Source organism: Paenibacillus sp. YSY-4.3 (genome assembly GCF_054767475.1).
Genome location: NZ_BAABMC010000011.1, coordinates 23,797 through 40,165, shown reverse-complemented (window position 1 = coordinate 40,165; position 16,369 = coordinate 23,797). Strand labels below are relative to the sequence as shown.

Here is a 16,369-nt window from a genome sequence, read left to right as displayed (position 1 = left end):
TAGATTGCAATGCAGCTTTGAATGGAACTTTATTAATAAGCAGTACATTTGAATGTTAAGGGGTTTTGTATTACATGCTTACGGGAAAACAAAAACGTTATTTGCGCAGCCAAGCGCATCACCTTCAGCCGATTTTTCAGGTCGGAAAGGGCGGAACCAATGAACAGGTGATTCGGCACATTTCGGAAGCGCTGGAGCGCCGCGAGTTGATTAAGGTGTCGATTCTGAACAACAACCTGGACGATCCACAGGAGATCGCGTCCGAATTGGCTGAGGGAGCTGGCGCAGAACTGGTACAGCTTATCGGCAGAACGATCGTCCTGTACAAGGAATCACGGGAATATAAACAAATCGAGCTGCCTTAAGCCGGACCGGGAGGGATAGGGATGAAGAAAGTCGGCATTATGGGAGGAGCATTTGATCCGATCCATCACGGCCATTTGCTGGCTGCGGAAAGAGCCCGCGAGCAGCTCAAGCTCGATGAGGTTTGGTTCATGCCTTCGAATACGCCTCCCCACAAGCATCAATCCGGTGTCAGCGGGGAACAGCGCCTTGCCATGGTGGCGGAGGCAATCCGCAGCAATCCGGCGTTTAAACCGTTGGATATCGAGCTGCGCCGGGGAGGCGTGTCATATACCGTCGATACGGTCACAGAGCTGCGGAAGCTGCATCCCGATATAGAATTCTATTTCATCATTGGCGCGGATATGGTCAACTACCTTCCGAAATGGGAAGGTATCGAAGAATTGACGCAGATGCTAAGATTTATCGGCCTTCAGCGTCCGGGGAGCTTCCTCGAGCTTGATGCCTTGCCTCCGTTTATTCAGGAGGCCGTCCACTTGGCGGAAATGCCTCTGGTCGACATATCGTCCAGCATGATCCGTGGCCGGTTAGCCGCCGGCGATTCCATACGGTACATGGTTCCGGATTCTGTTCATGATTATATGACAAGGAGCGGTTTGTATGGATTACACCCGTGAGGAATTAATGGCCATCGTATCCGGCCAAATGCCCGAACGGCGCTGGGGGCATACGCTAGGCGTCATGGATTCCGCGGTGGCGCTTGCCCATCGGTATGGCGAAGATCCTCAGCGGGCCGACTTAGCTGCTTTGCTGCATGACTTGGCCAAATATTGGCCGATCGAGCAGCAGGAGGCGGTTATTCGCGATCATCAGCTGAATATGGAGCTGCTTGATTACGATAAGCAGCTGCTGCATGCCGAGGTCGGAGCCTTTGTAGCCCAGCAGGATTACGGTGTGGAGGATGCCGGTGTCATTGATGCGATCCGCTATCATACGTCGGGGCGCATCGGCATGACCAAGCTGGACAAAATCATTTGCCTGGCCGATTATATCGAGCCTGGGCGGGATTTTCCCGGCGTGGATCGTATTCGTGAGCTGGCCGAGCATAGCTTGGAGGAAGCGCTCGTCGCTGGACTGGATTCGACGATATCCTTCCTGATCGAGAAGCGGAAACGTATTTTTCCGACGACTGTATTGGCGCGCAATGATTTGATTCAGCAAATAAGAAGCAAGTAAACTATACAATAATGATTCAGGAGGTTCGTATGAATGCCGATTTCACCTAAACAATTATTAGACCTGGCCGTAAAGGCCGTGGATGAGAAAAAAGCAATGGACATCGTGGCGCTGGACTTGCAGGGAATTTCGCTTATTGCCGATTATTTCGTGATTTGCCACGGAAACTCGGACGTGCAGGTTCAATCCATCGCGACGGAGGTTCGCAATAAGGCACAGCAGGCCGGTGTGAATATCCGAGGAATTGAAGGAATGGACTCAGCCCGCTGGGTGCTGATGGACCTTGGAGACGTTATCGTGCATATCTTCCACCGGGATGAACGCGAATTTTACAACATTGAACGGCTTTGGTCCGATGCTAAAGTCGTGGAGACCGTATGAGCTTGATTGCCGGCACTATCGTATCGCTTCCGATCGATCGCGAGGTTTCGCCCTACGGCTATTTTCTGACGAATGGCATGCAGGATGTCCTGCTGCACTATTCCGAGCTGACCCGTGAGGTGAAGCCGGGGCAGACGGTGGAGGTATTCCTGTTCTACGATACGGAAGACCGCCTTGCTGCGACGATGAAGAAGCCTTATTTGACGCTGGGCGAGCTAGCTCTCCTTGAGGTAGCGGACGTACATCCCCGTCTTGGCTGCTTCCTGGAAATGGGGCTGGGTCGCCAACTGCTGCTGCCGATTCGCGAGTTGCCGGAGCTGCGTGAGCTCCATCCCCAGGTCGGCGACAGCGTCTACGTTATTATGGAGCATGACAAGCAGGGCCGCTTGAAGGCTAAGCTTGCCGGTGAGCAGGAGCTGGAGCCGAAGACTTTTCACGCACCTACATCGTGGAAGAACGAGTGGGCCGAAGCTATCGTGTACAAGCCACTGCAAATGGGCACCTTCGTTGTCGTCGATGGCGGCGTGCTTGGCTTCGGCGCGATTGGCATGATCCACTCCTCGGAGCGGAGCCGGCTGCTTCGGCTTGGAGAGCGGGTCAAGGTGCGCATCGCCCATATCCGCGAAGATGGGCGGGTTAACTTGTCGATGGCTCAGCGCAAGGAGGTCGGACGCAAGGAGGATTCGGAACGCATTCTGGAATTCCTGCAGGAGCGTCCCGGCGGAGGCATGCCTTATTCCGACACGACGGCGCCCGATCTGATCAAGCAGCGGTTCGGCATCAGCAAGTCGGCGTTCAAACGGGCGCTCGGCAAGCTGATGAAGGAAGGCAAGGTCACGCAGAAGGAGAACTGGACGTATCTGGTGAAACCGGGCGCGGGCGAAGCCAATGAGCCGAATGCTCAAGGCACGGATGCGACGAAAAGTTAGTGCCCTAGGAATTTAGCCTAGGGAATGAGTATGATGAAGCTTGCAAGTGTACGGAATGAATAGGAGATCGTTAGAACGATCAGGCCTAGCAGCATCAGAATGGTGTGGATTGCAGAAAGTCAGGTGACAATGTGGCAGCTTATCGTAAATTTGCCTATGTGTACGACGAATTGATGGAGGACATGCCTTACCCGGATTGGCTTCGTTTTGCGCGTACCGCTTGGGAGCGGTTAGGCATGCCGCAGACGGTCGTTGAGCTCGGCTGCGGCACGGGAAGCATTACGATTCCCTTGGTCAATTCGGGTTTCGAAGTAACGGGTATTGATCTGTCCGCGGACATGCTGTCTGTAGCCCGGCGCAAAATGGAAGGAAGCACGCAGGGTGTACGGCTGTTCCGCGAGGGCAGCGTCCGCTGGGTACAGCAGGATATGAGAGATTGGGAGGTTCCGGAGCCGGTAGACTCCGTCATTTCCTTCTGCGATTGTCTTAATTATTTGCTTGAGGAAGATGATATCGTCCGTACATTCCAAAGAACGTATAACGGGCTGAAGCCGGGAGGAACTTTCCTGTTTGACGTTCATCATCCCAATACGCTGAAGCGTTATGATGAAGAACAGCCCTTCATATGCGATGAGCGCTCCGTATCCTATATTTGGACGTGCGAGCGTGATGCGGCAAGGGACGAGATTCAGCATTATTTGTCCATCTTCGCCCGGGAAGAAGGCATCGGGCCCAATATGTACCGCCGGTTTGAAGAGACGCATATTCAGCGGGCCTACGACCCGGCATGGATGAAGAGCGAACTGCTTCGCTGCGGCTTCCGGGAGGTTACGGTTTATGCGGACTTCGAGTGGGTTGAGGCGGTCGATGATGCTACCCGCTTGTTTTATGTGGCGGTGAAGTAATATCGTTTTATATCTGAATTTTGCGTTTGATCCAGGCCACCTTAGTAGGTGGCCTATTTCTATTGAGCGGGTTTTGTTAAGTTTGGAACTCTACTTTAATAAAAACTAAAGCAGCGCGCACCGATTGAATATCGGCACGCGCTGCTTGCATAGCTTTTGTTATAATTCACATTCCGTTCGTTAATTACTTCTAAGACGGAAAGCCTCCCAAGCGCCGCCAACGCTATCGCGGTTAGCTATAAGTCCTGCCCCGTTATTCAAATCAACGGACACGTACTTATTGTTGGCCAGTGCCTGTAAGGCGATTGCTCCGTCAGACAAATCAACTTTCTTGAATTTCTCCCACTGCTGAATAGTGTCGCTGCGAGCGATCAGCTTGCCGCTGATGTTCAGATCAGCAGCTACATATTTGCCGTTCACCTTTGATTTGAGCGACAATGTGCCATCGTTGTTCGTAATGATCTCAAACAGCTCCCAATCCCCTGCGCTCGCCCGGTTTGCCACTAGCGGATCGTTTCCGTAATTTTCCGCGGAGACGATTTGCTGGTTGGCCTGCGATACGAGATAGGAATATCCGCTCGGAGCTGGAGGTGGCGTAGTCCCAGTGGTATATTTTTTCACCAGATTTTGCAGCGTCGTGTTGGCTCTGAAGTTTTCCGTATTGAATTTGCTCCATTTCGAGGAGATTGTACTTGCACTATCGCTGCTGATATTAGGAACGGGGTTCGGATTGTTGTTGAAATAACCCCAGTTTCCGTAATTGGAGCTGACCTTATACGTCCAGTTGGTCCAGGATACGTTGGATTCGTTCATGCCTGCCAGGAATTTCTCCCAAAGGTCGTTGAAATCGAACAAGCAGAATTCACCTACAAATACTGGAACGTTCCAATTTCTCTGATGTTCGCGAATTCCCTGCAGTGCATTGTTGACCAGATTGTTTTGCGCGTTCCAGTTGGAAGCCTCGCTCCCGGCCATAGCATAATAATGCATTTCGTAAACGACGTTGGTCCATCCATAAGTCGAGGGTGCGTCGAGCTGATTCCAGCTCCAGGCTGCCTCCATATAGATGGTGTGATCCGGATCAATGGCACGGATCGCTTTGTAGAGACGGTCATAAAATGCGTTTAGTTGTTGTTTGCTGACTCTGTCCGGCTCGTTCAGTAAATCGTATCCCGCTATCGTCGGATTTCCTTTGTAGTGGGTGGCAATGCCCTCCCATAGCTTAACCGTGCGGTCCTGATATACGGGGTTTTTCCACAATTGCGGATCGGAGTTGACTTCTCCGGAATTGTCGAACGTATTTTGGGCGCCAAAGGTGCCGTGAAGATCGAGCAGCACGTAAATGCCCCGGTCACCTGCTTCTTTGACAAGCCAGTCCAGCTTGCTCCAAGGATCCTTCTTCCAGTTTCCGTATTTGTCCATCAACTCCAAATAAAGAATCGGTACCCGGACAACATTCATCCCCATATCTTTGATATTATCCAAATCCTTTGTCGTCAGCCAGGCATTCTGGTATGTCGCGATCAGGCTTTCCGCTATATCGGCGCCAAAACGGTTCGTTAGTGTCTCGCGCAGCGTCCACTCGTCCTTAACACCCAACGGAGACATCCAGCCTTCCTGCAGCATCCAACCGCCGAGATTCGTACCCCGCAGATTCACGATATTGCCTGTTCCCGAACGATCTCTAATGACGGTGCCGCTCGTTTTCAAAAATCCGTCGGGACCAATCCCTGTTGGGCTAGTTCCGTTATTTCCGCCCGGATTTACGTTGCCGTTCTCGCTTCCGCCTCCGTTTCCGGCTCCGTTCGTCATTTCCGAATAAATCGCCGCAAGCAGCTCTCCGCTTCTGTCATTGCTGTACTCCCAGAACATGATGCCGCCAAGGTTGTTATTTTTAAGATATTGCACCTTCAGCTTCAATGATTGAGGATCGTCATAAGTGATGAAACTGCTGCCATTGAACAGATACGGCGCTTGTGCATTATTGTCCCAGTATCTCGTGTATCCGTTCTTGTTCAGGTACTGGCTGACAATCGTATTGTAATCGGGATCGAAGCCTCCGCCAGTGACCGGTTGATCCAGGCCGTTGTTGGAATTTTTGACACCGTGCCAGCCGCGTCCGTAAAAAGCGCCTCCAATGACCAGCTTGCTTGCTGGTACACCGTTATTCTTGAATAGCTTCACTGCGGCGTCGACACTATTGTCTCTGTTATACAGATTGGTATGATGGCCTGTCGTTTTGTCCCAGCTTCCGTGGAAGTCATAGGTCATCAGATTGATCCAATCCAGCAGAGGGGTGATTTTGCCGATCTCAACACCGTTCAAATAACCATTGCTGGCTCCTGCGGCAATGGTCAGCAGGTAGGTTTTGCCGTCTATTTTTCCTTGTGCATCCAGCTTCTCGCGGATTTTGGAGAGCATCAGCGTGAAATTTTGCTTGTCTTCCGGTCTTGCTTTAATTCCTGCTGAAGAGTTCGTTGGATATTCCCAATCTAGATCTACACCATCCAATTGGTGTGTTTTGATCAGTTGAACGATGCTATCGGCAAACGTTGTGCGCGAAGCATCCGTCAATGCCGCATCGGAGAAGCCGTCAGCTCCCCAGCCTCCTACGGACACGAGCACTTTGAGTGAAGGATTTTTAGATTTCAATCCAACGAGAGTTCTCAGGTTGTTGGCATCTTGATTCGTAAGCGTCGCCTTGCCACCCGAAACCAGGGAGAAAGCATAATTGATATGCGTTAGTTGCTCAGGCTTTACGCCGTTTGCATTCCAGGTTACCCAGCTCGCCATATAGGCGATGATTTTGTTGGACTGTGGTGTTGGCACCGGCGGCGTATTTGCCGCAGACGTAGTTATTAAAAGCACGCTGCTTACAGGAGATTGATTGCCGGCCGCATCCTTTGCGACCACTGTGAAAGAATAGCTGGTTCCAGCAGTCAGGCCGCTGATGTCAGCGCTCGTATTCGTTACGGATGTTGCCTGATTTCCATTCAGATAAACGATGTAGCTCGATACGCCGACATTGTCCGTCGAAGCGTTCCAAGTCAGCCTCACACTGGTTTGTGTTACATTGCCTGCGGCCAGGCCGCTTGGCGCAGTAGGTGCGATCGTATCCGGTGTCCCGTTGTTGCCGCTGTCATTTCCCGGAACTGCAGGACCGATTACTTTCCATACATCCCACTCTCCCGATAGATTAGGTGGATCTCCTAGCGTCCACCATTTTGCTTCATATGTTATTCCGCCGTATTCGACCCGTTGTCCGGCCGTATAGGCAGTATCCGCATTCCATTCCGGGTGCGAGCTTGCATTGTCAGCCGCTGCTCCGGCGTCATAAGCCCCGTACACTTCAAAATCATAAAGCGAGTATCCATACTCCGTCCCTCTTTCAGTCCCATAAACCCGTACATATCTCGCGTCCTGGACGGACAAATCGATTACTTCAACTCCACCGACCCCGTTAACCGTTGAATATACATCGGTCCAATTGGAAGGGATACCATTGTCATTTGAGATTTGAATGGTGTAGCTTTTGGCGTAGGCCGCCTCCCAGTTTAGCCGCACCTTACTGATGCTCTGAGTCTCGCCCAGATCAACGTAAATCCAGGAAGGATCGTTCCCCTGAAGGCTTGCCCATCTCGTTGTTGCCGATCCGTCGACAGCATTGGCTGCTATGAAATCTTCATCTTCAATAGAGCTCGCCACCGCTGTTTTTCCCAATGCCAGATTGGATTCTGCGGCAGCGGCCTGCGGCGCAAGGGCAGACAAGCCCAGTGCTGAAGTGACTATAGCAAAGCAAAGAAATAAAATCCAAGCTATTTTTCCCCTATCTGGTTTAGAACGCACTCTATTAATATTCATAAAAATTTCTCCTCTGCTGATAGATTGATAAGTTGAATAAGGCAAAATCAAAACATGCGAAATATCCCTGCAGCAGCCTCACAAGTTCATTCGTCAACTTGCAAATTATGATTAGTGAGACTTGCAGCAAAGCTTCGCTCATACCGTGAACCGGTTGGGGATCGGACCCTATTATTCAAACGCTATCGAGCCCTCCTTTCTATCAGAAATGCCGACTAGAATCATTGATAACATGTAAGCAGCAAGGAATAGTATAAAATACCCATTTTTACTTGATATTCTCTAAATTGATTATATATATCTATTTTTGTAAATTTAACAATACTATAATTTGCCAATATTCGTCAAATCAAATTTAGTATTCATGTCGAAAACTATAGAATTTAATAGATTTTTTTAATAGGCTCCTACGCGAGTCACGATGTTTGCATTCCCAAAAAATTGACCCTACGACCTAAAGATATGACATGTTTTTGGGTTCTGATCCCCGATAAGATGAAATCAAGCAAGTGATTAAATATTTCGCACCACGGCAACAAGCATCGCAAGAAACAGGCAACTAAGACATTTAGGGGGTTAAGAAGATGGGGAAAAAGTTAAGCAAACCGGCTGCACTGCTGCTGTCACTATTTCTGGTCATCGGGCTGGCAGCTTGCGGCGGCAAGGATTCGAGCGGTGGAGGAAACTCAGCTGCGGTGAACGGCGGAGGGGAGTCTTCCGGCGGCAAAAAGCAGGAAACGACCAATATTTTGTTCTGGAGCCCATTCTCCGGTGCGGACGGTCCGTTCATGAAGAAGATCGTAGACAAATATAATTCTTCTCAGGATCAATACAAAGTCAATTTCGTCATTCAGCCGAATGGAGAGTATTACAAGCAGCTTGACGTCGCACTCAGCACATCCAAAGAGCGCCCCGATCTAATGATCATGCACGTGGATAATGTACCGACGTACGTAAGCAAGGATCAATTACAGCCGCTGGATGATATCGCTTCCGCGTCCGGAATCAGCAAAGGCGATTATGCCGAAGCTCCGGTCGAATATTCGACGATCGACGGCAAATGGTATTCCATTCCGCTAGATATCCATCCGGTCGTGATGTACTACAACAAGGATTTGTTCGAGCAGGCAGGTATTAGCGGTCCTCCAACCAACCGTGCCGAGTTCGAGGATGCTGTTGCCAAATTGACCGATAAGGATAAGGGCGTATACGGTTACGTACTTCCAACACTGTGGCCGCAGCAGTTCATTTTCCCATCCTTGGTATGGCAAAACGGCGGCGAGCTCTGGGATGGCAACGATGTAGCCTATAACTCTCCTGAAGCGGTAGAAATGGTGTCCTGGCTGCGCAGTCTGGTCGATCAAGGTTATTCCCCGGGCAATGTTCAGCAGGACGGAGAAAATACATTGTTCCTGCAAGGCAAAAACGCGATTCAATTCAACGGTCCTTGGATGAAATCGCAATTTGATGAAGCGGGTTTAAATTATGGCGTGGCTCCGATTCCGCAAATCGGTAAAGTGAAAGCAGCAGCTTTTGCCGGTTCCCATGGTTTCGTAATTCCTAAGGCATTAACCGACGAGGCTAAACTGGCTGGCATTGGCGATTTCCTGAAATACATGGCGGAGCACTCGATGGAGTGGGCAGAATCCGGTCAGGCGCTGGCCTCGAAAAAAATGATCGAAAGCGATGATTTCAAGAAGCTTGAAGTTCAAAGCAGTATCGCCGCAAGCTTCCCAGATGTTCAATTCGCACCGAACGTACTCAACTGGGGAACGATCTCCGAGCCGATCTGGGGTGAGCTGAACAACGCGCTGCTAGGCAAGAAAGATCCGCAAAAAGCAATGGACGACGCTGTCGCGAAATCGCGGCAAGCGATGAAAAATTAACGGCCCGAAGTAAATGAATGCAGAAGGAGACGGGAAATAGGCGGCAGCTGCTCTCTCGTCTCCTTCGATTTTATAGATACACAATGAAGCCATGCCCCAGGGCGGGAGGGATAAATCTATGGTGAAAAGCTGGCACTCAAAATTAACGTCATCTTTGTTTGTGCTGCCTTATTTCATTTGTTTTGCCGCTTTCTTATTGTTTCCGATACTTTATGGCGTGTATATCAGCCTGCATAACTTCGAGCTGCTATCGCCAGAACATGATTTTGTAGGCTTGAAGCATTATATAACGATTTTTACGCCGGGCACCTATTTAAACAGCTTGTTCTTCAACGGGCTGTGGAATACGATTCAGTTCGTCATTTATTCTGTGCCGCTGCTGATCGTGGTCGGGCTCGCACTTGCGATGCTAATCCAGCATCTTCCGGGAAAAATCCGCGGCATGTTCCGCACGTTTTACTTTTTGCCGTATGCGTTATCCGCATCGGTCATGTCCGTCATCTGGCTGATGATTTTCGATACGAACTCTGGATTTCTGAACAGCCTTCTGATGAAGCTGAACATCCCGGCCATTCCCTGGCTGACCGACCAGCCATGGGCCTGGGTGTCGCTCATTACGACGACCTTGTGGTGGACGATCGGCTTCAACATGATTATTTTCATCAATGCCCTGAATCAGGTACCGGAAGATTTCTATGAGGCGGCCTCGCTGGACGGAGCGAATGCCTGGGATAAGTTTATTCACATTACGCTTCCAACGATCAAACCGGTCATGCTGTTCGTAATGATTACATCAACGATCGCTTCGTTTAACGTCTTCGCCCAGCCGTTCCTGCTTACCCGTGGCGGCCCTGGAGACAGCACGAAGGTGCTGCTGATCAGTGTGCTCGATCAGGCGTTTATCCGCAAGGAGATCGGTGCTGCCTCGGCGATGGCGATTTTGATGGCGCTGCTCATCATGATCATATCGGTTGTGCAATTTAAACTGACTTACGGAAATAAGGGGGAAGAGTCATGAGCATGAAACGGATCAAAACGCTGCTGCTTGTTCTTCTCGCTTCGGTGGTCGCCGTCGTTTTCATGCTGCCGCTCGTATGGATGATATCGACATCCTTTAAGAACGATTTTGAAGCATTGTCCGGGAAAATGAACTTTATTCCGCTCAAGCCAACTTTCGATAACTATATCAAAGGGTTTAGCGGCGAATTGATGAACGTTCCGATCCTGCAATGGATCACGAACTCGCTGATGGTCGGTATCGCGGGGACGGCGATTGTGCTGCTCATCGCTTCTATGGCGGCGTTCGCCTTAGCCAGATTGAAGGACCTCCCGCTGCGCAGAACGCTGCTGTCGATGTTCATCGCTTCGCTTATGATTCCTGGCGTGCTGACGTTTTTGCCGATGTACATGGAATTCAATGCGCTTGGGCTGATCAATACGTACGCTGCGCTTATTCTGCCGTATACCGCAGGGGCTTTCGGTGTGTTTTTGCTGTATCAGTTCTTTATTTCTTTCCCGAAGGACATTGAGGAGGCAGCCCGGATCGACGGGGCGAACAAGTGGAAGCTGTATACCAGCATTATGCTGCCGGCGTCGGTATCGATTATGGTGACTTTGCTTATTTTCACGTTTATGGGAATTTACAATGATTTTGTGTGGCCGCTCTATGCCACCACTTCGCCGGAGATGCGCACCATTACGGCAGGGATCGCCATGATGGCTCAGGGCAGCTATACACAGTCCTACGGCAAGCTGATGGCGATGACGGCGGCGGCGGCTATACCAGTCGTCGTGATTTTCATTATCGGGCAGCGTTCCTTCGTTAAGGCCATTACGCAATCTGCAATCAAGTGATCAAATCAACAACAAATCAATAGCATGTTCATAGCTAGTCATGAGGTGAGGCTTGTGAGAGACAGGCGAATATCGCAGAAACGCAGGTTGATGTATGCGGCGGCCTTGCTCCTTGGCATCGCCGTCATTGTTATAGTAGGAGTGATTACGATGAGACAGACGGGCAGCGGCAAGGCTGACGGTCAATACAACGGACACGGGGGCACGTTCAAAAATCCGCTGATCGATATGGATACTCCCGACCCAAGCGTTGTATATAAAGACGGATATTATTTCATGACTTTCACCCACAACGGAACGGATGTCATGGTCATGAAATCCCGGACGATCGATTTCAGGCAGGCAGAGAAGAAAGTAGTGTGGTACCCGCCGATCGATACGATGTATTCGGCTAATCTCTGGGCTCCGGAAATTCAGTATATTCGCGGCAAATGGTATATCTATTTCGCGGCGGACGACGGACAGAATGAGAATCACCGGATGTACGCGCTAGAAGCGGTTGGTGACGACCCGTTTGGCGAATACGAGTTCAAAGGGCAAATTACGGATGATACGAATAAGTGGGCCATCGACGGCCTGGTGATGGAGTATGAAGGGCAGCTGTATTTCGTCTGGTCCGGTTGGGAAGAGGACGTTAATATTCGGCAGAACACGTATATAGCGCCGATGAGCGATCCTGTGACGATCAGCGGACCGAGGGTCATGTTGTCCTCGCCGGATCAGGAATGGGAAATGGCCGGCGGACCGCCTTATATTCAGGAAGGGCAAGCGATTCTATACCGGGATGGCCGTGTATTTATCGTCTATTCCGGGGCAGGGAGCTGGACGCCGTTCTACAGTCTTGGCTTGCTGGCGCTGAGAGAGGGCGGCAACCCGCTTCAGCCGGAGGATTGGGCGAGAGCGGGCGAGCCGCTCATGACGATGGATGAGGAAGCCGGCGTGTATGGTCCGGGGCATAATTCCTTTGTTAAATCGCCGGACGGTACGGAGGATTGGATCGTATACCACGGCACGACAAGTTCTACCGACGGCTGGAACAACCGCAAAGCCCGGGCGCAGCGCGTCACTTGGAACGAGCAGGGGCTGCCGGAGTTCGGCAAGCCGCTGTCTCTGGAGACTGTGATTCCGCTGCCATCGGGTTCGGGCGTGTATCAGGCGAAGCATGCTAATCGCGACGGGGACCGCCTCAGCTTTGGGAAGTTTGCGGCTGCTGTCCCTACGGAGATGCCGCTGCTTGTTCACTACAAAAACGAGACGGGCGCCAACCGAACGCTCGAGGTACGGGTGAACGACGCAAAAGCGGGATCGATACTTTTGCCGGTTACTGCGCAGGATGAGACCGGTTATGCTTACGGACGCATTCGTCTAGAAGCAGGAGGCGGCGAGCTGGATCTGCGGACGGGCGAGAATGGCGCAGCGGAAAATATTCTAGGTGGAATTCAGGCCATCGAAATAACGAGATATGAGGCGGAGATGGCATCCTCGGGCTTAGAGGACGCGGTGGGCGCGGATTTGTCTGCCTCGGGTGAAGGCGTGATGAAGCTGACGATTGAGCAGGGTTCATCGGCAGTATTCCGGCAGATCCATGTTCCTAAAGCCGGTGAATATCGCTTGATTCTCGGTGTCTCCAACCCGGGTGACGGGGAACGAACCGTTGAACTCGAAATCAATGGCAGCAAGGGCGGGAAGCTGACCGTCCCCGCAACAGGGCGCAATGTTTTTACAGAAGTTGTGTTTGAAGGAAAGCTGCAGAGAGGTGATAATGAAATTACTATTGATGGGGCCTCGGGAGACTTGAGCCTCGATTATATAGACATTATCGCTAACTAGAATGTAACTTTCTGTATCGTTAGGAGACGAGAATTATGAAGAGACAACGCTGGAATAAATACCGCAGCAGAGCAACGATCGGATTCATATCATGGGCCGCACTCCTCCTGCTGCTGCCCGGATGCCTGGGACAGAACTCGGGAGCCTCGCCGATATCCAAGCCTTCCCATGTCGTTCACCTGGAATACTGGACGCCCTTTAGCGGCGGTGATAACCAATTCATGACCGAGATGGTGGAGCGGTTCAACGAGGAGCATCCGGAAATCCAGGTTGTCCAGAAAAATTCACGTCTTGATGATTACTATTCTCGCTTGAAAACAGCTGTATTATCAGGCAATGCGCCAGACGTGGCTATCGTCCATTCGACGATCATGCCCCAGTTTGTTCAGAACGGCTACGTGGAGAAACTGACGGCGGAGGCTAAAGATATCGGCATCGATTGGAAACGCTTTAATCCGAATATCCTCCGTTCGGTATTATATGAGGATGAATACTACGGGATACCGCTCGATACACATGCCCTGGTGATGTATTACAACAAGGACTGGCTGTCCAAGGCCGGCGTATTGGATGAGGCGGGAAGGCCCATTATCCCGAAGGGCGCGGATGGGTTCAAGACTTTCCTGGAGCAAATTCAGCGGACGGTTCCGCCGGATATCGCTCCGCTGGCCCAGCCCAGCACGCGGATCGATTCTGCCTGGTTGTGGTGGAGCCTGTATAACCAAATGGCGGACGGCGGGCGGTTCTACAGTGAAGACGGGACGGAAGCTGTGTTTAACAATCCCGCTTCTTTAAAGGCGCTTAGCTTCGTAAACAGTTTATATAAGGATAAGCTGATCCCGTCTAACATCAATGATGCTTTCCAGTTGTTCTATGACGGCAAAGCGGCGGTGCTGATTACAGGGATGTGGGGAACGGGTGCCTTCGAGAAGGCGGTGGGACTTCATTTTGGAGTCGTTCCCGTGCCGACTTTATATGAGCATCCCGCGGTATGGGGGGATTCCCACAACCTATCCATTCCTAGGAAGCGAGGGATGACGGAGGAGAAGAGAGCGGCGATTTTGACCTTCGCGAACTGGATCGTGGGGCATGGGGATATGTGGGCGAAGGCCGGGCATGTTCCCAGCATGAGCGAGCTCACAAGGTCGGAGGTATTCAACCAGCTCGAATACCGGAGCGATTATGCCGCTACGGCCAACTATGTCGCTTACTGGCCGAGAAACGCCAAACAGTGGAGCATTAACGAGCGGATCATCAATGAATTCGAGAGAATGATCTATGGTTACCAGACGCCAGAGGAAGCGCTGGATGCGGCCGTGAAGAAAATCAATGCGGATTTGCGCAAGTGAGGGACAGATGATGATGAGACTGCGACGAGGCATACAATGGTTCAGAAATTTGAAACTGGCGCAGAAGTTGATCCTCATTAATTCCGTTCTGATCGTAATCCCGCTCGGAGCGCTTGGCGTTTATGCGTTCACTAGCTTTCGGGGAACGATGGAAGCGAACGTCGGAGAATCCCAACTGCAGACGATGAAGCAGATTTCACTCAATATCGACACCTATATGGAAGAGTTGAACCGGCTCTCGCTGATGCCCTATCAGTATCAGGATATCCTCGATTATTTGGCCTCGGAAAGAAAGTCCGGCGCTTCCTTAAGCCTGGACGAGATCAGCATGCTGAACAACTTCGTGTCTAAAGTGTTCCTGAATGGGCGCATCGATATTATGGGCGTATCGCTCTACGGTTCCAAAGGGGCATCCTATGTCGTCATGCCGGAAAGCCAATACGTAACGAGCTATAAGCTGGATGAAGATGCGGAGTGGCTGAAGGAGGCCCAGGGGCATTTCGGGGAGCCGATCTTTTTGACGACGCACGAGCTTAAACCGACGAGCGGCTCGGTTTACGAGGTGTTCTCCATCGTGAGGGAGCTGCGCAGCTTCGATAGTGGACGGACGCTGGGCTACATCGTGCTTGACGTCGATCCGGCGGTCGTGGAGAAAATTTTGGCGCAGGTACAGCTTGACCGGAAGGAATCCCTTTACATTACGAATGCCAAGGGCGATCTCGTTATTCGCAAAGGCTCTGTCGTTCCAGGGGCGGACGGAGCCGCAGCTTCGTTCCGCGGGGAAGGCGTGACTCATCTGGAAGCTGACGGCGAACGAATGCTGGTCTCTTATGCCACATCGGAGCTGACACAGTGGACCACCGTCGGGGCTGTCCCCGTTTCGGAATTGATGCAGGACAGCCTGCAGGTTCGTAATTCCATCACGATAATGGGAATCGTTTGCGTCGGTTCGGCGATGCTGTTCTCCGTATTTACGGCGTATCGCATTACGCTGCCGATCCGCAAGCTGAGCCGGCTGATGAAAAAGGTGGAGAAGGGTCAGCTTGAAGTGACGTTTCCCGTGAATCAATGGGATGAGGTAGGCCAGCTCGGAAGCGCCTTCAATAAAATGGTCTCCCGCTTAAGCGAGCTCGGCTATTTGCTCTATGAAACCGAGATTCGAGAGAAGGATGCGCAAATTGCTGCACTGCAGAGCAAGATCAATCCACATTTTCTATACAATACACTTGGATCGATCAGTATGTACGCGGAGTTGGAGGGCAGCAAGGAAATTACGATGATGACGAACAACCTGAGCCGCATCCTGAGATATTCCTTGAATGCCCACCAGTCAGGGGTCGTTCTCAAAGACGAGATCGAGCATATCCGCCGTTATATGGCGATTCAGAAGCTGCGTTACGATGAGCGGCTGCATTTCACCCTGGATATCGAGGAGGCGGCGATGGACTGTGAAGTTATTCCCCTCATGATCCAACCGATTGTCGAGAATTCCTTCAAGCATGGACTCGACAAGGGCGTAGGCGAGGGGCGGATCGCCCTGACCGGGGGAATCCAAGACGGGCTGCTGCGGCTGATTGTGGAGGACGACGGAATTGGATTAACTACCGCACAGCTTGAGCATATTCGGCACCAGCTTGCATACTCCCGCGATCTTGGCGGGGAGACGGGCAACGGGCTTCTTAATGTGCATCGCCGCCTTGTGCTTTGTTACGGCGAAAGATACGGCCTTACGATCGACAGCATGCCTTACCGCGGGGTGCGCGTCACCTTGACGGCTCCGGCTAAGCAAATGCCGTCCTATGAGGAGGATCGTGCTTCAGTTGTTTTCCATTAAC

13 protein-coding genes are annotated in these 16,369 nt (G+C 51.3%); 12 read left to right on the top strand and 1 reads right to left on the bottom strand.

The window, feature by feature from the left end; genetic code table 11:
* Positions 1–74 precede the first annotated feature (74 nt).
* The 6 genes from yhbY to ACYUJT_RS23265 all read left to right on the top strand — a co-directional run bounded on the left by yhbY (position 75) and on the right by ACYUJT_RS23265 (position 3,754).
* The gene (yhbY, locus tag ACYUJT_RS23290; protein ID WP_460326904.1) at positions 75–365 is read left to right on the top strand and encodes a ribosome assembly RNA-binding protein YhbY; all 291 of its coding nucleotides are present in this window, start codon (positions 75–77) and stop codon (positions 363–365) included.
* Between the two features lie 21 nt (positions 366–386).
* Entirely contained in the window at positions 387–980 is a 594-nt protein-coding gene (locus tag ACYUJT_RS23285) for a nicotinate-nucleotide adenylyltransferase (protein WP_460326902.1), read from the top strand.
* Positions 964–1,539 (top strand): bis(5'-nucleosyl)-tetraphosphatase (symmetrical) YqeK, encoded by a 576-nt coding sequence (gene yqeK / locus ACYUJT_RS23280; protein ID WP_460326900.1) that lies wholly within the window; start codon positions 964–966, stop codon positions 1,537–1,539. Before ACYUJT_RS23285 ends, yqeK begins: the two co-directional genes overlap by 17 nt.
* A gap of 33 nt (positions 1,540–1,572) precedes the next feature.
* The gene (rsfS, locus tag ACYUJT_RS23275; protein WP_460326898.1) at positions 1,573–1,920 is read left to right on the top strand and encodes a ribosome silencing factor; all 348 of its coding nucleotides are present in this window, start codon (positions 1,573–1,575) and stop codon (positions 1,918–1,920) included.
* Positions 1,917–2,849 (top strand): CvfB family protein, encoded by a 933-nt coding sequence (locus ACYUJT_RS23270; protein ID WP_460326896.1) that lies wholly within the window; start codon positions 1,917–1,919, stop codon positions 2,847–2,849. The genes rsfS and ACYUJT_RS23270 overlap by 4 nt, the downstream gene beginning before the upstream one ends.
* Before the next feature lie 131 nt (positions 2,850–2,980).
* Positions 2,981–3,754: a class I SAM-dependent DNA methyltransferase gene (locus ACYUJT_RS23265; protein ID WP_460326894.1), complete on the top strand. Its 774-nt coding sequence runs from the start codon at positions 2,981–2,983 to the stop codon at positions 3,752–3,754.
* Positions 3,755–3,934: 180 nt separating this feature from the next.
* On the opposite strand, the gene ACYUJT_RS23260 is transcribed toward ACYUJT_RS23265, so the two are convergent.
* On the bottom strand, positions 3,935–7,615 hold the full coding sequence (locus ACYUJT_RS23260) for a glycosyl hydrolase family 18 protein (RefSeq protein WP_460326892.1): 3,681 nt from the start codon (positions 7,613–7,615) through the stop codon (positions 3,935–3,937).
* A gap of 584 nt (positions 7,616–8,199) precedes the next feature.
* Between ACYUJT_RS23260 and ACYUJT_RS23255 the strand changes: the two genes are divergently transcribed.
* The 6 genes from ACYUJT_RS23255 (at position 8,200) to ACYUJT_RS23230 (ending at position 16,368) form a co-directional block, all read left to right on the top strand.
* A complete protein-coding gene (locus ACYUJT_RS23255) occupies positions 8,200–9,501 on the top strand; it encodes an ABC transporter substrate-binding protein (protein ID WP_460326890.1) in 1,302 nt (433 codons plus the stop codon).
* A 118-nt stretch (positions 9,502–9,619) separates the two neighbouring features.
* Positions 9,620–10,519, top strand: a complete 900-nt coding sequence (locus tag ACYUJT_RS23250) for a carbohydrate ABC transporter permease (protein WP_460326888.1) — start codon at positions 9,620–9,622, stop codon at positions 10,517–10,519.
* Positions 10,516–11,355 carry a carbohydrate ABC transporter permease gene (locus tag ACYUJT_RS23245; protein ID WP_460326886.1) on the top strand — a complete coding sequence of 280 codons (840 nt, stop codon included), beginning with the start codon at positions 10,516–10,518 and terminating at the stop codon, positions 11,353–11,355. The genes ACYUJT_RS23250 and ACYUJT_RS23245 overlap by 4 nt, the downstream gene beginning before the upstream one ends.
* Positions 11,356–11,409: 54 nt before the next feature.
* Positions 11,410–13,185, top strand: coding sequence for a family 43 glycosylhydrolase (locus ACYUJT_RS23240; protein ID WP_460326884.1), 1,776 nt, complete (start codon positions 11,410–11,412; stop codon positions 13,183–13,185).
* 35 nt (positions 13,186–13,220) lie between these two features.
* Positions 13,221–14,534: an ABC transporter substrate-binding protein gene (locus tag ACYUJT_RS23235; RefSeq protein ID WP_460326882.1), complete on the top strand. Its 1,314-nt coding sequence runs from the start codon at positions 13,221–13,223 to the stop codon at positions 14,532–14,534.
* 10 nt (positions 14,535–14,544) lie between these two features.
* Positions 14,545–16,368, top strand: a complete 1,824-nt coding sequence (locus ACYUJT_RS23230) for a cache domain-containing sensor histidine kinase (RefSeq protein WP_460326880.1) — start codon at positions 14,545–14,547, stop codon at positions 16,366–16,368.
* Position 16,369: the final 1 nt, after the last annotated feature.